This window comes from Flavobacterium psychrophilum DSM 3660 = ATCC 49418 (assembly GCF_002217405.1).
GTDB lineage: Bacteria > Bacteroidota > Bacteroidia > Flavobacteriales > Flavobacteriaceae > Flavobacterium > Flavobacterium psychrophilum.
Genome location: NZ_MUHE01000005.1, coordinates 201,596 through 222,651, shown reverse-complemented (window position 1 = coordinate 222,651; position 21,056 = coordinate 201,596). Strand labels below are relative to the sequence as shown.

The following is a 21,056-nucleotide window of genomic DNA, read 5'->3' as shown; positions in this document are numbered from 1 at the left end:
CAACATCCTCAATAAATATTTCAGTATTTTTAAAGCTAAATTGGTATAAATTTACAGCAAAGCCCATTTCAAACTAGGGTATTAAACCTTATAAAACTTGAGCATCCTTTAGTAAAATTTAGTAGGGATATTGTCAAAAAAAAAGTTTTGAGTTTAAAGCGAAAAACTTAGGCATACTTGCAAACTTCGTTCCTGCTATTCGTTACAATCTAACAAAAAAAACAACTATTATCATAGTTGTTTTTTTTTGTTAGGATTTCCACTACTATCAGGGCTAAAAAGTAAATTTAATTTTGTGTTTGCAACAAAAAAACATAAAAAAAGCATCCCTTCCTTTTTCTACTTTAAGATTCATTACTCTAAACTCAACGTTATTTGTCCGTCGTCATCTAATTCAGTATGTATAATTTCATCAACAAGCACCTCTAATTCTTCAGCCACAGGCACAACAGGCTCATCATAAGGCAAAGATTCTAAAAGATTTACCTGCTTTAACTTATCGGTTGTTAGTTGATTACCTATTGCTTTTATCCCTTTTACAGCAATAAATTGCTCTAAATCTATCGTTTGATTTTCTTTCTGAACCCCTTTTACTTTTGCAAATATAATTTCGGCAACAGGACGCCAATCTGTAGATACTATTTCTAATTGAGAGTTAGCGTGTTCGGTAATAAAAATTTCTTCTTTATTTTCGTTTTCAACCAAGAAACGTTTTACATAATAGCGTTCTTTTTCGCCATCATAATAAATTGCTGAAACAGGTTTTTTAGGATGCCACTTTTCGAGCACCACCATATCTTGTTCAAAATGAGTAGTCAATTCAGGAATAATTGTTTTCAGTTTCCCTGATTGATTAATGATAAGCAAACGGTCATTTGGTCTAAACTCTCCTAGCAACTCTCCTCTTCCATCTACATTCAAACGTTGTACTGTATCATCAAACCAAACTTTTCTAGGACGCAAAGTTGAAATTCCTTTTTCCTTTAATTCAATTTTCTTAATTGGATATTTAGATACCGTATTTCCTTTACTTACACGACCTTTTATGGCAATATCGGCAAAATCTACATCCCATTTTAGCTTCTTAATACTACCTACTTGTCGCAACAAAATTGTAATAACCTCAGCTTCACCATTAGGATTATGGGAAAAATATAATACCTGAGAACCGGCCGTTCCGTTTGTTAAATTGTAAGCTTTATCACGGGTTACGCCAGAAACGTTGAAACGTTTTATAAAAGAAGAACCGTTTTTACCATCACGATAAATCATGTTATAAATGGTGCGTTTGTCATTCTTATCGAAAACTGCAATATGAATAATATCTTTACCCACGAACTTTTTATCATCTACTTTAGAAATCATTAATCTTCCGTCACGAAGAAAAACAATAACATCATCTATATCAGAACAATCGGCTACATATTCGTCTTTCTTTAATCCAGTTCCGAAGAAACCTTCTTCTTTATTTACGTATAATTTAGTGTTTCTTAAGACTACTTTTGTGGCTTCAATGGTATCAAAACTTCTTAATTCGGTTTGGCGTTCACGACCTTTTCCGTATTTCTCTTTTAGTCGAGTAAAATATGCAATGGCAAAATCGATTAAATTTTCTAAATCGTGTTTAACTTGCTCAATATCTCCTTCTAAACTTTCTATTTTGTCTTGGGCTTTGTTGCTATCAAATTTAGAAATACGCATAATTCGTATGTCTAACAATCGCAGAATATCCTCTTCAGTAACTGCACGTTTCAAATGCTTGATATGAGGTTTCAATCCATCATCTACCGCTTTTATTACATTTTCTCGGGTGGTTTTATCTTCGATGTCACGATAAATTTTATTTTCGATAAAAATTCGTTCTAACGAAAGGAAATGCCATTGCTCTTCGAGTTCGCTTAACTGAATTTCGAGTTCACTTTTTAATAATTGAACAGTTCTGTGGGTCGAAATCTTTAACATGGCAGACACGCCAATAAAAAGAGGTTTATTATCTTCAATAACACAACCCAAAGGGGCAACAGAAGTTTCGCAGGCCGTGAAGGCATATAAAGCATCTATCGATTTGTCTGGAGAAACACCAGGGAAAAGATGAATTAATATTTCAACTTCTGCTGCCGTGTTGTCTTCTATTTTTTTAATTTTTATTTTTCCTTTTTCATTGGCTTTCAAAATACTATCTATTAATGTTGATGTATTTGTAGAAAACGGAATTTGTGTAATAACTAATGTTTGCTTGTCTAATTGCGAAATTTTAGCACGCACTCGTACACGTCCGCCACGCAAACCATCGTTATAATTAGAAACATCGGCAATACCAGCTGTTTGAAAATCTGGGTATATAGTAAATGGTTTTCCTTTTAGGATTTTTATCGAAGCATCGATAAGCTCATTAAAATTGTGAGGCAATACTTTTGTAGATAAACCAACGGCAATACCTTCGGCTCCTGAAGCCAATAATAATGGGAATTTTACGGGTAAATTGTTTGGTTCTGCACGACGACCATCGTAGGACATTCCCCAATCGGTAATTTTAGGAGAATACAAAACCTCTAAAGCAAATTTGCTTAAACGTGCTTCAATATAACGAGAAGCCGCAGCACTATCTCCAGTTAAAATATTTCCCCAGTTTCCTTGACAATCTATAAGTAATTCTCGTTGCCCAATTTGCACCATGGCATCGCCAATACTGGCATCTCCGTGAGGGTGATACTGCATCGTATGCCCGACTACATTGGCTACTTTATTGTAACGACCATCGTCTAACTCTTTTAGTGAGTGCATGATACGACGTTGTACAGGTTTAAAACCATCTTCAATGGCAGGAACGGCACGTTCGAGAATTACATACGAAGCATAGTCTAAAAACCAATCTTTGTACATTCCTGTCACTTTGGTAATGGTATCTTCTGGATTTTCTTCGTTTTCGTAAAAATGCTGCCCTTCAAATGATTTCGAATCCACTTCAATAATTTCATCAGCATCAATTTCTTCTTGATTTTCATCAATAGAATAATCCTCAGATTGATTATCGTCTTCTAAATTTGGGTTTATGTTATCTTCTTCGTCTTTCATTTATGCTGAATTTATTTCAGTATTTTCTTTTATAAAGAGTTTTACCAACTCGTTTTATATGTTCAATTAAGCTTTCTGATTTTAAATTATTATAAATTGATATATCAAATTTATAAGGTATGTAACTGTCATCTAAATTATGCCAAAGCTTACTAAAATCTTCTTTTGATATCTCGCCTAATAGTGTAATATCAATATCTGAACCTTCTTTATAATTTCCTTTTGCTCTAGAACCATAAATAATAACTTCATTTATAGATTGACAGCTATCGTTCTCGCGCTACAGCGGGTTTGGGACTAAATTAAGCCCTATTTTCGGATTTGCCAAATCATCCCAAATACAAAACCAACTTTCCATTAAGCCAATTGCCCAAATCCGTTGTAGCGTGTGTTACCAGAAGGCTTATATCCATGGTAATATGAACTCCTTTATTTTTATAAATTTGTCATAATTTTTCTTTGCGTTTTTCCAAAAATCAGAATGCTCAATTTCTTGTTTTATTAAATTAAACAACTCTTTTGAATTCTCTTTATTTTCTTCTTTAACTTCACTCAAACTATTAACAGCTTTTTGAATAATATCTCTAATTTCTAAAAAACCATCTTCGATCTTATTTTCCGTAAGTTTTGTTACAAAGAAATCTTTTACTACAAAGTCTTCAACTTGAAAAAATAGAATTGCAGGAGTTGATAAAATCTCATCTTCTATTAATATTTTTGCCAAATCTTTCGGCATAATAGAAGGAGGTGCATTTATAGGTTCAACTCCAAATTCAAATAACATTTTATTCGACTGCGTAGTCTCATTAATAGATTTATCAACATAATTGTCCATCATGAAAAATACGGTTATAGTTTTTCCAGATATCTCATGAAGTGAATTTATATAATCATAATCTCTTAAAATCTTATTAACATGAGGATTATGTAAATCTGCAATAATAAAAGCAAAAGCTAATGCTCTTTTTTCTGTTTTATGTTTAGAACAAACTTCTAAAATATAATCTCGAAGTTTTTCTGAATTTCCATTATGATTATCAGGATATATTATTGGATGCATAGTTGTTTTTTCTACGTTTTTTTACTGCTTTCTGGTAACAATTATATTTAAAATTTCCTTGTAACTTTTGGGATAAATACCAAACATTATAAATAAGTTTTCATTTTTTCTTCAAACCCAATAAAAACAGGAAAATAATCATTTAAAATTATTTCTAAAATGGCTAAAACTTCTGTTTGGTCATAAATATGGGAAGTAATATTCCTACTTTTTATCATTTCTAGCCATATTTCTCCGTTTAGAATAAGACCAACATTAAATGCTTCTTTTACAGCATTTTTGCTTCCAAACAAATCTGTTTTACCTTGTTCTTCTAGAAAATCTTTCATTACTTTCCAAGAAAGCTCCTGAGAAACCTCAAAGGCTTGTATAACGCCTTGAAGTTCTAATTCTGTAAATGCTCTTTCGCTTTTTAACTGTTTTGCATTTTTTAACTGCTTAAAAGCATTTACAAAATGTTGAAACCTTTGTTTCCAGCGTATGTCTTGGTTTTCCATCAACTTAAATATTTAATTTGCTTCGACCACATCTAGTTCGACCTTCAAATTATTGATAATAAATGTTTGTCTATCGGGTGTGTTTTTACCCATATAGAACTCCAATAATTTTTCTATTGATGTCGATTTGTCTAACATAACGGGATCTAAACGAATGGTTTCGCCAATAAAATTCTTAAATTCGTCGGGCGAAATTTCTCCTAATCCTTTAAATCGAGTAATCTCTGGTTTTGGTTTTAGTTTTTCGATGGCATCTCTTTTCTCTTGCTCGGAATAACAATAAATGGTTTCTTTCTTGTTGCGTACCCGAAATAATGGTGTTTGCAGGATATATAAATGTCCTTCTTTTATCATTTCTGGGAAAAATTGCAAGAAAAAAGTAATTAATAACAAACGAATGTGCATACCATCGACATCGGCATCGGTTGCAATTACAATGTTGTTGTAACGCAAATCTTCCATACTTTCTTCGATATTTAAAGCCGCTTGTAATAAATTAAATTCTTCGTTTTCGTACACGATTTTCTTCGACATTCCGTAGGAATTTAGAGGCTTACCACGCAAGCTAAACACGGCTTGGGTATTTACATCACGAGATTTTGTGATAGAACCCGAAGCCGAATCTCCCTCGGTAATAAAAAGTGTACTTTCTAAACTTCTAGCGTTTTTAGCATCTGTTAGATGAACTCTGCAATCTCGCAATTTTTTATTGTGTAGGTTAGATTTTTTGGCCCTGTCTTTGGCTAATTTTCTAATGCCTGAAAGTTCTTTACGTTCTCTTTCGGCTTGCAAAATTTTACGCAAAAGTAAATCGGCTGTTTCAGGATTTTTGTGTAAAAAGTTATCTAACTTGGTTTTAATAAAATCATTTACGAATGTTCTCACCGAAGGCAAATCAGGTCCCATATCTGTAGATCCCAATTTGGTCTTGGTTTGACTTTCGAAAACGGGTTCTTCGACACGAACTACAATGGCAGAAACTATCGATTTTCGAATATCTGAGGCTTCGAATGGTTTGTTATAAAACTCTTTGATTGTTTTTACAATAGACTCTCTAAAAGCGCCTAAATGTGTACCTCCTTGTGTGGTGTTTTGCCCGTTTACAAAGGAGTAATACTCTTCTGAATATTGTGTTTTACTATGGGTTATGGCTATCTCTATATCATCACCTAGAAGATGAATGATGGGATAAACCATATCTTCTTCGGCAATATTTTCTTCTAATAAATCTTTTAGTCCATTATTCGAAAAAAACTTTTCACCATTGTAAATTATTGTTAATCCAGTGTTTAGGTAACAATAGTTTTTGAGCATTTTGATAATATACTCGTTACGGTATTTGTAGTTTTTAAAAATGGCTTCATCGGCAATAAAGGAAACTTTTGTGCCTTTACGTTTTGTGCTTTCAATAATATCTTCTTCGAGTGTAAGATTTCCTGCAGAAAATTCGGCCGCTTTTTGTTGGTTATCACGAACAGATTCTACACGAAAATAATGAGAAAGTGCATTTACTGCTTTGGTACCAACCCCATTTAGTCCTACTGATTTTTTAAAGGCTTTCGAGTCGTACTTTCCTCCCGTATTCATTTTAGAAACTACATCGATAACTTTTCCCAATGGGATACCACGCCCGTAATCACGAACGGTAACCATTTTATCTTTCATAGTAACTTCGATGGTTTTTCCGGCTCCCATTACAAACTCATCGATACAGTTATCGAGAACTTCCTTGAGAAGAATATATATACCATCATCAGGAGAAGAACCATCGCCTAGTTTACCAATGTACATTCCGGGACGCAAACGAATGTGTTCTTTCCAGTCGAGTGAACGTATATTGTCCTCATTATATTGATCTTGCTCTTGCATAAAGAAATCTTGGAATTTTTGCTAATATAAGATTTCTATCTAAAAAAAGAAATAGCTTACTAATAAAGTTATCAAAAGAATCGATATTATTTATATTGAAATAAAATTATCATAATAAATAAATTATTAATAATAATTATCTGATAATATAATTGCATTATACTTTTTTTAACATAATAATTTTATAAATTAGCAAAAACCTTAACAAATAAAATCATGAAAAAACATTTTTTACTTAGCTTGCTTTTCATAGGATTCTCCTTTTTAGGATATTCGCAGAAAACTATTTCGGGTCTAATTATCGATTCGAACGGACAGCCCTTAACAGGTGTAAATATTCTTGAAAAAGGAACCAATAACGGAGCTTTGACTGATTATAGTGGGAAATTTTCAATTACTATAAAAAGTAATGAATCTAAACTGATTTTGAGCTATTTGGGATTTAAAAAATCTGAAATTAAAGCTTCCGAAAACGCAACAATAACACTCGAAGAAGAAGGCGTTGGCTTACAGGAAGTAAATATTCAAGCTGTGGGCTCTAGAAATACTAAGAGAACTGTTATAGATTCTCCTGTTGCTATAGACATTATTAACATGGCAGATGTAATTACAAAAACGGGACAAATTGAAATAAATGCACTACTGCAATACCTTGCGCCTTCCTTTAATGCAAGTAAACAATCTGGATCTGACGGAGCAGATCATATAGACCCTGCTACTTTGAGAGGATTAGGACCTGACCAAACTTTAGTGCTAATTAACGGGAAAAGACGACACCAATCTTCGCTTCTGAATCTTTTTGGATCTAGAGGCCGTGGAAACACAGGTACTGATATGAATGCAATTCCTGCAGCAGCTATTAAAAGAATTGAAATTTTACGTGATGGCGCTTCTGCTCAATATGGCTCTGATGCTATTGCTGGAGTAATAAATATTGTATTAAAAGACAATGTCGAAGAATTTACAGGAAATATTTCCTATGGAGCTTATACCGCTAAAACACCTTATGCAGACAAAATTACCTCTAGCGGAATAGACGGAAATACAGTGCAGGTTAGTGGAAATTATGGTTTCAAATTAGGTGAAAAAGGTTTTCTTAATGCAACATTAGATTTTGCAAATAAGAAAAATACAAACAGACCCGCAAATGAAAATACTTACGCTATTTATAGAAGACAATTTGGCGATGGAGAAGCAAAAAATGGTAGTATTTTTCTGAACGGATCATATAGTATTACAAACAAAACTAGTATTTATTTATTTGGAGGATCTAGCTACAGAGATTCCGATGCTTATGCTTTTACACGAACTTTTGACAGTTCAAGAAATATTCCTGCTATTTATCCTAATGGTTTCGATCCAATTATTGGAACAAAAATCATAGATCATTCAGTATCTGGAGGTCTAAAAACAAAATTAGGCAATTGGGATTTAGATTTTAATAATACTTTCGGTACAAACAATTTCAAATACGACATTCACAATACCTTAAACGCATCATTAGGCGTTGCTTCTCCAACTGCCTTTGATGCTGGTGGTCATAGCCTTTCGCAAAATACAACTGGAATACATTTTTCTAGAAATTTTGATAAAATAAGAAATGGTTTCAATGTGGCACTTGGTACAGAATATAGAATCGAAAACTTTAAGATTACCGCTGGTGAAGAAGCGTCTTATAAAACATATAACCTTTCAAGCCCTGGAGCATCACAAGGTTTTCCTGGCTACAGTCCTGAAAATACAGTTAACAAATCGAGAAATAATTTTGCTGCCTATATAGATACTGAATTAGATTATACCGAAAATATTAATCTTGCCATTGCCATTCGCTACGAGAAATACAATGATTTTGGAAGCACATTTAATGCAAAAATTGCTCAAAGATTTAAAATATCTCCATCATCAGCCTTTCGCTACTCTATGAGTACAGGTTTTAGAGCGCCATCATTGGCTCAAAAATATTATAATTTAAAATTTACGGATTATGTAAGTGGTGTAGGTTCAGAAACATTATTATCTTCAAACGATAGCCCGATAACAAAAGCTTTCGGAATTAAGCAATTAAAAGAAGAAAAAGCCTTTAACGCAAGTTTGGGTTATACTTTCAAAAAAGGTAAAATCACTGCTACGGTAGATGGTTATTTTGTAAATATTGAAGATCGTGTTGTTTTAACTGGAAAATTTAACGGAAGCGGATTGGGTTTAAACATAGATAAAGTTCAATTTTTTGCAAATGCTTTAAGCACACAAACAACAGGTGTAGATTTTGTGCTTTCGTATGATGAAAAAATTAATAATCATAGCATTAGCACCTCTTTTGTAGGTAATATTAATAAAATGACAATAGGTAATGTAGCAAGTGGTAGCTTAGATTCTGAAACATTTTTCGGAAAAAGAGAAAAATATTTCTTACTAGCTTCTGCACCAGAAAGCAAATTAGGAATAAATCTGAATTATAATTACAATAAAAAATTCTTTACAAATTTAAGGTTCACAAGATTTGGACAAGTTGAATTAATAGACTGGCTAGATACGGTAGATCATTATGGTGCAAAAATTGTTTCAGATGCTTCGATAAATTATCAGTTTACCAAAAACTTCAATATAACCGTTGGTGCAAACAACTTTCTAAATGTTTACCCAGATATTCAAGATACAGAAACAGAAACTGGAGGTAATTTCGATTCGGTTCAAATGGGTTCTAATGGTGCTTTTGGATTTCTAAGATTGGGGGTTAAGTTTTAACACTACTCAAAACAGTATATTTAAGTCCCGATTTCTCGGGACTTTTTTTTGTGTTGCCTTTCTTGCTTGGTTTTGTTTGTAATAACAAAATCTGGCTTAATGCTATTTACAGCATTTTGGGCTAGGCATTGAAGTAGCAATATTTTCTGAGGCTTTTACTGCCTCAAAAAGATTACTCCACTATGTTTTTATTTTTATAGGAGTATATTAAACTTCGTTTGCAACGGAAAGCCCGAACCCTTGTAGTAAAACCAAATAATGAGATTTAAAAAAGCTGTTTATTCTAGAATTAAGCGAAAAATCTCTATTTCCCGCAACTATACGTTAAAACGGAAATGCATCACATCGCCATCTTTTACGATATATTCTTTTCCTTCTACTTTAAACTTTCCTGCTTCTTTGGCCTTGGCTTCGGTTCCGTAATGAACATAATCTTCGTAAGAGATTACTTCGGCACGAATAAATCCTTTTTCAAAATCAGTATGAATAACTCCGGCAGCTTGTGGCGCAGTAGCTCCTACGTTAATTGTCCAAGCACGTACTTCTTTTACACCTGCGGTAAAATAAGTTTGTTGGTTTAATAATTTGTAAGCAGCACGAATAAGCACTGATGCTCCTGGTTCTGACAATCCCATGTCTTCTAAGAAAACTTGGCGTTCTTCGTAAGTTTCTAATTCAGTAATATCAGCTTCTGTTCCTACGGCTAATACGATAACTTCGGCGTTTTCGTCTTTCACTAATTCACGAACTTGGTCTACATACTTGTTGCCTGTTACTGCGGCACCTTCGTCAACATTACAAACATACAACACTGGCTTTGAAGTAATTAACTGAAAACCTTCAAATAACTCTTCTTCTTCGTAACCTTTTGGTTCGACTGTTCTTGCTGATTTTGCTTGTAGTAATGTTTCTCTAATTCGGTTTAACAAAGACTCTTCTGTTTGCGCTTCTTTATTTCCTGTTTTTGCGGCACGTTTTACTTTTTCTAAACGTTTTTCTACAGTTTCTAAGTCTTTTAATTGCAGTTCGATATCGATAGTTTCTTTGTCTCGAATTGGGTTTACATTCCCATCTACGTGAATAATATTATCGTTATCGAAACAACGTAAAACATGAATAATAGCGTTACATTCTCTTATGTTTCCTAGGAATTGATTTCCCAAACCTTCGCCTTTACTTGCTCCCTTTACTAGCCCTGCGATATCAACAATATCAACAGTTGCCATTTGTACTCGTTCTGGTTTTACCAATTCTTCGAGTTTTTCGATTCTTGGATCAGGAACGTTTACTACACCAATATTTGGTTCGATAGTACAAAACGGAAAGTTAGCACTTTGTGCTTTTGCGTTTGATAAACAATTAAATAAAGTCGATTTTCCTACGTTTGGTAATCCTACAATTCCTGCTTTCATTATGCTTTTGTTTTATAAAGTGTGCAAATATAGGTTAAAAGTTACAAAGGGTCAAAGTTTCAAAGTTCAAAAAAATTACAGCTTTGTTTAAATTTTGTTTTTTTTTTAATCTACTGATTATAAATATTAATACATATTTTTTAACCTAACTAAAAGGAAACCCTTTAAATTTGTAGCAAAAGGAATTGAAAAGCAATATACTAGTTGGTTAATGGTCTAAATTTATTACAAATGTGATAATCTTTCAATAATATCTTTTTCTTCTTTTGTAGGTAAAAATCCCGATTCGAAATCCCAATAATCAGTAAAAAAGGAAGTTTTTTTATTAATTAGAGATTGCTCTTTAAAAACATTTTCGTCGTTGTATTTAAACATTTTTTTATCGAAATTAGTAATTATCATATGATTGTTTACTTCTATTCTTCGATTTTCGTCTTTATATTTTTTTTCAAAACCAATTACTTCTTTAGAATTTGCTAAATAATACAAGTCGTTATCTAGTCTAAAAGTGTTCTTAAATTCTAATTTATATATTTTACTGCTTTTTAGAAAAGATTGTCTTAAATCCTCTAATCTGGAATCTGGAACCATCGAACTGACTTCTATTATGATCATTTTACTATTGTGGTAAACAATTGTAAATTCTGATAAAACGCCGCTAATTTCCTCTAGGGGAGTTACTTTTATTAATAAATAATTTTCGTTGTTTGGATAGGATTTTATTTGAAAATCATATTTTCTTTTTGCACTTGGCTCTAATAATTCTTCTAAATATTGAAATTGATAATAATTCTCGATGATATCATTTAGATTATAACCCAAAAGATCTTCATTTAAATCTGTGTCTAACAAGCCAACTGCTCGATTTTGTTCTACTAATATATCAGTTTTCATGTTTTTTAAACTTCCTGCTATCTGAAAATTTATCAAACCATCATTAAAAAAAACAACTTGGTCATTTTTCTTGTAAAACTCTCTTAAATAAACTTTCAGATTAACTGGAATTGTTATTTTATTTTGCGAGTTTCTTACTAATTTTTTTAAAATTTCTTGAGGATGATCAGATGTTAATATAACTTCTTCTAATCGTTTTGCATTACTTTCTAAATAAACTTCATTAATTTTTTTATCTAAATCAAGGGGTTTTGCGGTATATGTTTTGTATGCAGAGTTTTCGAATTGCAAATCTGACTCTTTGCTTAGGCTTATATTTGCCTCACCATTTTTATTGGTTAAAAAACCTTGTTTTGTTTTTAGCGCTGTTATTGTGACTTCGCTAATAGGCAAACCAGTCTGTATATCTTTTACAATAACTGCAAATTCGATATTTTGAGAAAAAACAAAACTAGTACTAAATAATAATATAAAAGATAAAATTTGTTTCATTTTACTTTCTTTTATTCAAAAATACAAAAAAAATTAACCTATTAAATAAAAAAAAGAGAATTCTCTTTCAAAAATTCTCTCTTTTATATCCGTTTATATTTGTTTTACTCATTATGCAAAAAAGCTTGTCTATTTAGAAGCGTTTCGTCGCTTTCTACATAATTATCGTCTGATATACAACAATCTACTGGACAAACTGCTGCGCATTGTGGCTCATCATGAAAGCCTTTACACTCGGTACATTTTCCTGGAACTATATAATAAATATCGTCTGAAATTGGTGTTTGTGCCGCATCAGAATCTACCTCAGTACCATCTGGAAGTATAATTTTTCCTGATAATTTAGTGCCGTCTTTGTATCTCCAGTCGTCTGCTCCTTCATATATTGCAGTATTTGGACATTCTGGCTCACATGCGCCACAATTGATACATTCGTCTGTTATAATTATTGCCATTTTATTTTAGAATTTAGATTTCAGATTTCAGATTTATAAAAAATGAAATTCTTATTTTTGTACAAAATTACAATCAAAACCATTCATAAACAAATAAACAAATGTTACAAAACGATAAAAAAAAATCTTTTATTGAGTTAGGAAAATTTTTAAGCCAATTTTCATCAAATAATTCTGTAAAAAATGAGACTATTTCGCATAACGATTTGTTTTTTAATGATTTTACTTCGCTTATAAATCTTTCGCAATCACACAATGGTTGGTACACAACAGAAAATGTGTGTTTCGCTATTAATTCTTGGGCCGAAGCTTTAACCGAAGAAAATTTAGAAAAATGGTTGTCTAATTATTCCTTTTCTAATACTAAATCGAAAACTGTCGCATTAATTCTTGCAGGAAATATTCCGCTAGTGGGTTTTCATGATTTCTTATCGGTATTAATTTCTGGTCACAAAGTATTGGTTAAAACCTCATCAAATGACCAACATTTATTACCTTTTTTAGCAAAATATTTAATTGCTGTTAATCCAGAATTTAAAAATTATATCACTTTCGTGGAAGGTAAATTAGAAAATTTTGATGCTGTTATTGCCACCGGAAGCGATAATACTGCAAGATATTTCGAATATTATTTTAAAAACAAACCGTCAATTATTCGCAAAAACAGAAATTCTGTTGCTGTTTTAGATGGCTCCGAATCGGCAGCACAAATGATTGCTTTGGGTGAAGATATTTTTAGATATTTTGGACTAGGTTGTCGCAATGTTTCTAAATTATTTATACCTAAAAATTACAATTTCGATTTATTTTTTAATGGCGTATTTCCTTATCAGGACGTTATCAAATATGAGAAATATGCCAACAATTACGATTACAACAAAGCAGTTTTCTTAATGAGTAATTTTAATTTATTGGATAATGAATTTCTAATTATTAAAGAAGATTCGAGCTACGCCTCTCCTATTTCTTCGGTTTTTTATGAATTTTACGATGATATAAATGACATTAAAAATCGTTTAGAAACTGATAAAGACAAAATTCAATGTATTGTTTCTAATAATTTAGTAGAAAACAGTATTGCTTTTGGAGTAACTCAAAAACCAAATCTTTGGGATTATGCCGATAATGTAGATACTATTCATTTTTTAATTAATTTATAATTTTAAAATCATGAGTACATCAAAAATTAGCCAAATTATTGGTGCCGAAAAAGAAAAATCAGAACACATACATAAACCAAATTTTAATTTAGAAGCCCTAATTAATTCTGGAAAAAATACATCGATAACACAGCAGCATACGATGAAAAAACACAATTACAGTGCAGGACCTTGCATACTTCCTCAAGAAGTTTTCGAGAAATCGGCACAAGCCATTTTAGATTTTAACCATTCTGGACTTTCGCTTTTAGAAATTTCCCACAGAAGCAAAGATTTCGTGGCCGTTATAGAAGAAGCTAGAGCCTTAGTTTTAGAACTTTTAGGACTAAAAGGCAAAGGTTATCAAGCTTTATTTTTAGCTGGTGGTGCAAGTTTAGAATTCCTAATGGTTCCATACAACTTAATGAAAGAAAACGGAAAAGCAGCCTATTTAGATACAGGAACGTGGGCAAGTGGCGCAATAAAAGAAGCCAAACATTTTGGAGAAACTGTTGTTATAGCTTCATCTAAGGAAGAAAATTACAACCACATTCCTAAAAATTATAGTATTCCTAGCGATGCCAATTATTTTCACTGCACGAGCAATAATACCATTTTTGGAACACAAATGAAATCCTTTCCAGAGGTAAATATTCCAGTAGTTTGCGATATGAGTTCCGATATATTTTCGAGAGTTTTAGATTTTTCTAAATTTGATTTAATTTATGCTGGCGCACAAAAAAATATGGGACCAGCTGGAACTACTTTGGTTATTGTAAAAGAAGAGATTTTAGGAAAAACAGGACGTTATATTCCATCGATGTTAGATTATGAAAAACACATTAAGGCAGAAAGTATGTACAATACGCCACCAGTTTTTCCTATATATGCTTCACTTTTAACCTTACAATGGTTGAAAAATTTGGGAGGAATTTCGGCGATAGAAAAAATAAACAACGCAAAAGCAAATTTATTATATTCGGAAATTGACAGAAATCCTTTGTTTAAAGGTACGGCAAACGTTGAAGACAGAAGCAATATGAATGCTACATTCTTATTAAATAACAAAAATCATACCGAATTATTCGACAAAATGTGGGCAGCAGCCGGAATCTCAGGATTGTCAGGTCATCGTTCTGTAGGAGGTTATCGTGCTTCGATGTACAATGCTTTACCATTAGAAAGTGTACAGGTATTGGTAAACGTAATGAAAGAATTAGAAAATAAAATATAGTTTATTAGATTAACCAAATAATCGATTAACTGAATAAACAAACACATAAAAAATGAAAATATTAGCTAACGACGGGATTTCTAAAAGTGGAATTATAGCATTAGAAAAATATGGTTTTGAAGTTATTACTACAAAAGTTGCACAAGAACAAGTTATCAATTTTGTAAATACAAACCAGATCGCAGTTATATTAGTTAGAAGCGCAACCAAAGTTAGAAAAGATATTATCGACGCTTGTCCGTCGCTAAAAATTATAGGTCGTGGCGGCGTAGGAATGGATAATATAGATGCAGACTACGCCATTTCGAAAGGAATTCAGGTTATAAATACACCTGCTTCATCATCAAACTCGGTAGCAGAATTGGTTTTTGCTCATTTGCTATCAGGTGTACGATTTTTGTATGATTCGAACAGGAATATGCCTTTAGAAGGAGATACCCGTTTTAATGATTTGAAAAAAGCGTATGCAGATGGCATCGAACTTCGTGGCAAAACCATTGGTATTATTGGTTTTGGAAGAATAGGACAATCGGTAGCGAAAATGGCTTTGGGATTGGGTATGAAAGTCATTGCATCCGATAATTATGTAGGAAAAGCAGAAATTAAAGTCGACTTTTATAATGGTCAATTTATAAATGTAAAAATCGAAACCGAACCTATAGATGATTTACTAAAACATTCAGATTTTATAACCCTTCATGTTCCTGCTCAAAAAGATTATATCATAGCAAAAAGAGAATTCGATTTGATGAAAGACGGCGTGGGAATCATAAATTGCTCTCGTGGTGGTATTATAAATGAAGTAGAACTAGTTGCCGCTTTAGATAGTAAAAAAGTGTTGTTTGCAGGTTTAGATGTTTTTGAAAATGAACCAACACCAGCAGTACAATTACTCATGCACCCTAACATAACCATGACTCCACATATTGGAGCAGCTACAATCGAAGCACAAGACAGAATTGGTACAGAACTTGCAGAACAGATAATTGCGTTATTAAAGACTGAAATATAAATATATTTTATACATTTACTATCAAATCAATTAAAAACTAAACAAATTATGGCAGGATTAATAGATTTACTAAATAGTGATTTAGGAAAACAAATCATCTCTGGAGTTTCAGCAAAAGTAGGCACAAGCGAAGATGAAACTTCTTCTGTTTTAGCATCAGCACTACCATCGTTAGTTGGTGGTATGATTAATAATGCAGCTACTCCAGAAGGACAAAGCGGTTTACTAAGTGCGCTTTTAGGCGGTAAACACGATGGTAGTATTCTTGATAATTTGTCAGGATTTATTACTGGAGGAGATCATTCTGATGGCGCAAGTATTTTAGGGCATGTTTTAGGTAATAATCAAGAAAATGTTCAAAATCAAGTGAGCCAAAATACAGGTGTTAGCCATGATAAAATTGCCATGATTATGAAAATGGCAGCACCAATCCTAATGGGTTACCTTGCCAAACAAGCACAAGGAAACGGTTTAAATAATAATGGCACTACTAAAAATGGTGGTGGTATTACGGATATTCTTGGCGGATTGCTAAGTAGTGATCAGTTACAACAACAAGCTCCAGCTATGGGAGGTTCTATTTTAACATCAATATTAGATCAAGACGGAGACGGACAACTTGGTTTGGGAGATGCTGTTGCAGCTGCGACCAAAAAAGGTGGTCTTGGCGGATTACTGGGTAATCTTTTCGGAAAATAATAATACTAAATTCCGCTTCGGTGTGTGTTTTTCGCTTTATTTATAATTATAGCCTTTATTTAAACCTCATTATTTTGAGCGTTACTACAAGGATCTGGCTTTTAGGCACAAACGAAATTCACAGAACTTCAATAAAAATAAAATTATAGTAAAAATCTTTTTGAGGTGCAAAAGCCTCAAAAAGGATTTTCACCCCAATCGCTAAAGCAAAATGCTCTAATTAATAGAATTAAGCCGATTTTTTTTATACAAGTATTATCACTGCTCTTAATATAAACTAATACTAATTTTTTACGCAAAGCAAACAATTATAAAATTAAATCATGAAACATTTTTTATTTTTTGTATTAATTTTAGCTTGTCTTCTTAGCTGCAAGACAAAAAACACAACTGTAACCAATACTTCAAGTCCTATAAAAGGAGATACCATAAAAATTGCCAATTACGCTTTAGAATATGAAGTTACAATCGTAGATCCTGGGTTCTCTTCTTGGCTTAACACTCGTGCTTTCCCTAGAAATTATTATTCTGAAAGTTATTTAGAAAGCAAAAACAAAATGTATATTTCCCAATGGAACAATCGTAATTCTCAGCCCATGAGATACGATTCGAGTTTATACGAAATGCAAATTAATTACGATTATACCGTACATTATGGCTACGAAGTAAATTATTTAATATACAATTATATGATTTATTTTCAGAATACTTACAAACAACAACTTTTTGGTTTTGTTCCTCCTAGATAATATTTTATATTTGTTATAAATTATAAAACTATGAACAAATTAAAAGAACGTTGGGGTATTACTTCAAATTTTCAATTGGTTGTTATATTTATAATTTTTGCGATAAACGGTTCCCTTTCTGCAAAAATATCGTGTTTTCTAATGTATTACATTGGGTTAAGTAAAGAAAACCTAAATACGCTTGTTTACCATTTTATACTTATTATTCTAGTAATGCCGTTATATCCGTTTTTATTAATGGCAATTGGTTTTCTTTTCGGACAGTTTCCATTTTTCTTTTCTTTTAGCAAAAAAATGCTAAAATCTATGGGATTGGGGTTTATTTTTAAATCATAAAAAAAGCCCGAAATATCGAGCTTTACTATTTATTTATTTTTTTTATCCTGAAAATATTCGTAAAACCAAGTAATTGTAAAAGTTGGAATAATATCAGTAAAAGGGATTAGCTCTTCTAGTGTTCCTATAAATCCAGCTACCTTACCTACTGTGCCTTTATACATAATAACCAATAAAACTCCTGAAACGGGCGCCCAAATTAAATCGATATTTTCAGCAACTCCTGGAATTATGTAGGATAACATACCTATAAAATCTAAAATTAATCCTAAAATTAATTTTGCAACAGTAGCCTGTGGCTTTACTCTAAATTTTACTTCTGCTTGTGTTTTTTGTGTCATTTTTTATAAATTAAATTATCTACAATCATACAAAAAAATGCCAATTCTTATTTTTCAGAATTTATCATATTAAAAAAATCATTTCTATTTTCTTTTTCATTAAAAATCCCGCCATACTGTATGGTCGATGTAAAACTAGATTCATGCTTAATTCCACGACTGGAAACACATAAATGTTTGGCTTCCATAACTACAATTACGTTTTCGGTATTTAAAGCTATTTTTAAATCATTAAAAATTTGCATAATTAATCGTTCCTGAACTTGCGGACGACGAGAAAAATAATCTACAATCCTATTTAATTTTGATAATCCGATAACTTTTCCGCTAGAAATATAACCTATATGAGCTTTACCAAATATGGGCAAAAAATGATGTTCGCAAGTAGAATTGAAGCTAATATTGGCTTCAACTAACATTTTATCATAATGATATTCATTATCGAAAGTAGAAATGGCAGGCTTGTTTTTTGGATCTAATCCACTAAAAATTTCTTGTATAAACATTTTTGCAACACGATGTGGTGTTCCTTGCAAGCTATCATCAGTCATATCGAGTCCTAATTCTTGCATAATATCATAAAAATGCTTTTCGATATTTTGCATTTTCTGATCATCTGTTTTTACAAAAGCATCTGAACGTATTGGAGAGTTGGCAGAAGTCATCTGGTGGTTATCGCCTAAAATCTCAGTTATTTCTTTATCAGTCAATATACTCATATTTATTTTTTCAATTTGTCTTTAAATTCTTTTCTAACTTTATCAACTTTTGGTGTTATCACATAATTACAATAAGATTTTTTTTTGTTCTGATTGTAATAATTCTGGTGATAATCTTCGGCAACATAAAAAGTGGTGGCATCCGAAACTTTTGTAACTACTTTTTTACCATAAGTATTTTCCTTATTTAGTTGTGCTATATAAGCCAATGCAATTTGCTTTTGCTTAGGATTGGCACAAAAAATTTCGCTACGATATTGCGTGCCCACATCAGCCCCCTGCTGGTTTATTGTTGTAGGATCATGGGTTGCAAAAAACACTTCTAACAATTCCTCATAAGAAATTTTACTAGGATCAAAAAGTATTTTTATACCCTCAGCATGACCTGTTGTTCCTGAGCAAACCTCTTCATAAGTTGGGTTTACAATTTTTCCGCCAGTATAACCTGGCTTAATACTTTCTACGCCATTTAGTTCTAAAAAAACTGCTTCGGTACACCAAAAGCAACCTCCAGCAAAAATGGCAATTTCTTTTCCTTTTTCGATATTCATAGTATTGGGTTCAATTTTTTCGACATTTGTAACTTTCGATTGGCAGCTCATTGCCAATAGTGATAAAAAAGAGATTAGTATTTTTTTCATGTTAATTTACTTTATTCAAATTTAACCAAATGGTTTCTCATATATTTTTTCTTAACAAAACTTTATTTGATGTTCAAGCAATTTCTTTGTTCCTTTGTGAAAACGATTATATGATTAAGGCAACAAACATTCAAAAAAACTACGACACATTACAAGTATTAAAAGGTGTTAATTTGCATATAGAAAAAGGCGAAATCATATCAATAGTTGGTGCTTCTGGAGCCGGAAAAACCACCTTACTTCAAATTTTAGGAACACTAGACAAACCTTCGGAAAATAAGGATTCGCTTTTAGAAATAAATGGGCAAAATGTGCTAAAAATGAACGACAAAGATTTATCTAAATTTAGAAATTTAAATTTAGGTTTTATATTTCAGTTTCACCAACTTTTACCTGAATTTACAGCACTAGAAAATGTATGTATTCCTGCCTTTATAGCCCATAAATCAAAAGCTGAAACCGAAATTGAAGCCAAAAAAATCTTAACCTATCTAGGATTAGAACACAGAATAAAGCACAAACCAAGCGAACTTTCGGGCGGAGAACAACAACGAGTAGCCGTGGCTCGTGCCTTAATAAACAAACCTGCAATTATTTTTGCCGACGAACCTTCTGGTAATTTAGATACAGCATCGGCCGAGAATTTACATCAATTATTCTTTAAACTTCGGGACGAATTAGGACAAACCTTTGTCATTGTAACCCACAACGAAGAATTAGCCAATATGGCCGATAGAAAACTAATTATGGTCGACGGAAATATTAAAAATTAGCAGCTATTTCATACTTCCGAACCTGAAAGTACGAACTGACAAAGCAATTCGTTATAATCTTTTTTTTGGTAAAGAGAAAAAAAGATGGCCTTTAAAAATCTGTAATAACCAGTAAAAATCTGTATCATTTGTGGCTAATATAAATCTATCTGAACTCCAGTCTTTTCTTGATGAAAAAGTAATTCTGTACAATAATTTAAACTTTATAGAAAGCGATCCTATTCAAATTCCTCATTTATTTTCATTAAAAGAAGACATAGAAATTGCTGGATTTCTAAGTGCCACTATTGCATGGGGAAATAGGAAAATGATAATTAACAATTCGCATAAAATGATGCAACTCATGGGAAACTCTCCTTATGATTTTGTTTTATCACACAACGAAAACCAACTCGAATCGTTAAACAAATTTGTGCACAGAACCTTCAACGGGCAAGATTTTGTACAATTTATAAAAAGTTTACAACATATTTACACCAATCATAATGGTTTAGAAGCTGTTTTTGCAAAAAATGCTACAAAAGATTCGATGCAAAAAAGCATTTCCGAATTCAAAAAAATATTTTTCGAAAACAATCATTTACCAAGAACTCAAAAACATATTTCTGACCCAATAAGTGGTTCGGCAGCAAAAAGAATTAACATGTTTTTACGCTGGATGGTTAGACAAGATACGCATGGTGTCGATTTTGGCCTCTGGAAAACAATCTCCTCCTCTGCACTCTCCTGTCCGCTAGACGTGCATTCTGGAAATGTAGCACGCAAGCTTCAATTATTGTTAAGAAAACAAAACGACGCCAAGGCTGTATATGAATTAGATACAAATCTCAGATTACTAGATCCTAACGATCCCGTAAAGTATGATTTTGCTTTGTTTGGGTTAGGCGTTTTCGAAAAATTTTAAGGCTAAAACT

General features: G+C 32.1%; 20 protein-coding genes. 9 read left to right on the top strand and 11 right to left on the bottom strand.

What is annotated here, in order from left to right:
* Nucleotides 1-354 precede the first annotated feature (354 nt).
* From B0A57_RS01565 to B0A57_RS01545, 5 genes are all read right to left on the bottom strand, one after another.
* Complete coding sequence (locus B0A57_RS01565) at nt 355-3,075, bottom strand: DNA gyrase/topoisomerase IV subunit A (RefSeq protein WP_011962810.1); 2,721 nt, start codon at nt 3,073-3,075, stop codon at nt 355-357.
* A gap of 16 nt (nt 3,076-3,091) precedes the next feature.
* A complete protein-coding gene (locus B0A57_RS12440; RefSeq protein ID WP_162472654.1) occupies nt 3,092-3,331 on the bottom strand; it encodes a nucleotidyltransferase family protein in 240 nt (79 codons plus the stop codon).
* Between the two features lie 147 nt (nt 3,332-3,478).
* Nucleotides 3,479-4,135: a hypothetical protein gene (locus B0A57_RS01555; RefSeq protein WP_038466352.1), complete on the bottom strand. Its 657-nt coding sequence runs from the start codon at nt 4,133-4,135 to the stop codon at nt 3,479-3,481.
* Between the two features lie 86 nt (nt 4,136-4,221).
* Complete coding sequence (locus B0A57_RS01550) at nt 4,222-4,632, bottom strand: nucleotidyltransferase substrate binding protein (RefSeq protein WP_011962808.1); 411 nt, start codon at nt 4,630-4,632, stop codon at nt 4,222-4,224.
* Nucleotides 4,633-4,644: 12 nt separating this feature from the next.
* Nucleotides 4,645-6,501: a DNA topoisomerase IV subunit B gene (locus B0A57_RS01545; protein ID WP_011962807.1), complete on the bottom strand. Its 1,857-nt coding sequence runs from the start codon at nt 6,499-6,501 to the stop codon at nt 4,645-4,647.
* 216 nt (nt 6,502-6,717) lie between these two features.
* On the opposite strand from B0A57_RS01545, the gene B0A57_RS01540 reads away from it, so the two are divergent.
* On the top strand, nt 6,718-9,246 hold the full coding sequence (locus tag B0A57_RS01540; protein ID WP_038466349.1) for a TonB-dependent receptor: 2,529 nt from the start codon (nt 6,718-6,720) through the stop codon (nt 9,244-9,246).
* Between the two features lie 317 nt (nt 9,247-9,563).
* Here the strand turns inward: B0A57_RS01540 and ychF are convergent, their stop codons facing one another.
* From ychF to B0A57_RS01525, 3 genes are all read right to left on the bottom strand, one after another.
* Nucleotides 9,564-10,658: a redox-regulated ATPase YchF gene (ychF, locus tag B0A57_RS01535; RefSeq protein ID WP_011962805.1), complete on the bottom strand. Its 1,095-nt coding sequence runs from the start codon at nt 10,656-10,658 to the stop codon at nt 9,564-9,566.
* Nucleotides 10,659-10,883: 225 nt separating this feature from the next.
* Entirely contained in the window at nt 10,884-12,044 is a 1,161-nt protein-coding gene (locus B0A57_RS01530) for a hypothetical protein (protein ID WP_034097906.1), read from the bottom strand.
* Between the two features lie 104 nt (nt 12,045-12,148).
* Nucleotides 12,149-12,499, bottom strand: a complete 351-nt coding sequence (locus B0A57_RS01525) for a 4Fe-4S dicluster domain-containing protein (RefSeq protein ID WP_011962803.1) — start codon at nt 12,497-12,499, stop codon at nt 12,149-12,151.
* A gap of 101 nt (nt 12,500-12,600) precedes the next feature.
* Here B0A57_RS01525 and B0A57_RS01520 point away from each other — a divergent pair, with 101 nt between their 5' ends.
* The 6 genes from B0A57_RS01520 (at nt 12,601) to B0A57_RS01495 (ending at nt 17,668) form a co-directional block, all read left to right on the top strand.
* Entirely contained in the window at nt 12,601-13,659 is a 1,059-nt protein-coding gene (locus B0A57_RS01520; protein WP_038466345.1) for an acyl-CoA reductase, read from the top strand.
* 142 nt (nt 13,660-13,801) lie between these two features.
* Nucleotides 13,802-14,872, top strand: a complete 1,071-nt coding sequence (gene serC / locus B0A57_RS01515) for a 3-phosphoserine/phosphohydroxythreonine transaminase (protein ID WP_038467144.1) — start codon at nt 13,802-13,804, stop codon at nt 14,870-14,872.
* A gap of 52 nt (nt 14,873-14,924) precedes the next feature.
* Nucleotides 14,925-15,884 (top strand): D-2-hydroxyacid dehydrogenase, encoded by a 960-nt coding sequence (locus B0A57_RS01510; protein WP_011962800.1) that lies wholly within the window; start codon nt 14,925-14,927, stop codon nt 15,882-15,884.
* 48 nt (nt 15,885-15,932) lie between these two features.
* Nucleotides 15,933-16,583, top strand: a complete 651-nt coding sequence (locus tag B0A57_RS01505) for a DUF937 domain-containing protein (protein WP_038466342.1) — start codon at nt 15,933-15,935, stop codon at nt 16,581-16,583.
* Between the two features lie 323 nt (nt 16,584-16,906).
* The gene (locus B0A57_RS01500; RefSeq protein ID WP_011962798.1) at nt 16,907-17,332 is read left to right on the top strand and encodes a DUF6146 family protein; all 426 of its coding nucleotides are present in this window, start codon (nt 16,907-16,909) and stop codon (nt 17,330-17,332) included.
* A gap of 30 nt (nt 17,333-17,362) precedes the next feature.
* A complete protein-coding gene (locus B0A57_RS01495; RefSeq protein WP_011962797.1) occupies nt 17,363-17,668 on the top strand; it encodes a DUF6787 family protein in 306 nt (101 codons plus the stop codon).
* Nucleotides 17,669-17,697: 29 nt separating this feature from the next.
* Here B0A57_RS01495 and B0A57_RS01490 read toward each other — a convergent pair whose 3' ends face one another.
* The 3 genes from B0A57_RS01490 to msrA are packed head-to-tail and all read right to left on the bottom strand — an operon-like array spanning nt 17,698 to nt 19,369.
* On the bottom strand, nt 17,698-18,009 hold the full coding sequence (locus B0A57_RS01490) for a hypothetical protein (RefSeq protein WP_011962796.1): 312 nt from the start codon (nt 18,007-18,009) through the stop codon (nt 17,698-17,700).
* A gap of 47 nt (nt 18,010-18,056) precedes the next feature.
* Complete coding sequence (gene folE, locus B0A57_RS01485; RefSeq protein WP_074460295.1) at nt 18,057-18,728, bottom strand: GTP cyclohydrolase I FolE; 672 nt, start codon at nt 18,726-18,728, stop codon at nt 18,057-18,059.
* A gap of 2 nt (nt 18,729-18,730) precedes the next feature.
* Nucleotides 18,731-19,369, bottom strand: coding sequence for a peptide-methionine (S)-S-oxide reductase MsrA (gene msrA / locus B0A57_RS01480; RefSeq protein WP_011962794.1), 639 nt, complete (start codon nt 19,367-19,369; stop codon nt 18,731-18,733).
* Between the two features lie 110 nt (nt 19,370-19,479).
* On the opposite strand from msrA, the gene B0A57_RS01475 reads away from it, so the two are divergent.
* Both B0A57_RS01475 and B0A57_RS01470 read left to right on the top strand, forming a co-directional pair.
* Complete coding sequence (locus B0A57_RS01475) at nt 19,480-20,142, top strand: ABC transporter ATP-binding protein (RefSeq protein WP_011962793.1); 663 nt, start codon at nt 19,480-19,482, stop codon at nt 20,140-20,142.
* A gap of 139 nt (nt 20,143-20,281) precedes the next feature.
* Nucleotides 20,282-21,046 carry a TIGR02757 family protein gene (locus tag B0A57_RS01470; RefSeq protein WP_034097936.1) on the top strand — a complete coding sequence of 255 codons (765 nt, stop codon included), beginning with the start codon at nt 20,282-20,284 and terminating at the stop codon, nt 21,044-21,046.
* Nucleotides 21,047-21,056: the final 10 nt, after the last annotated feature.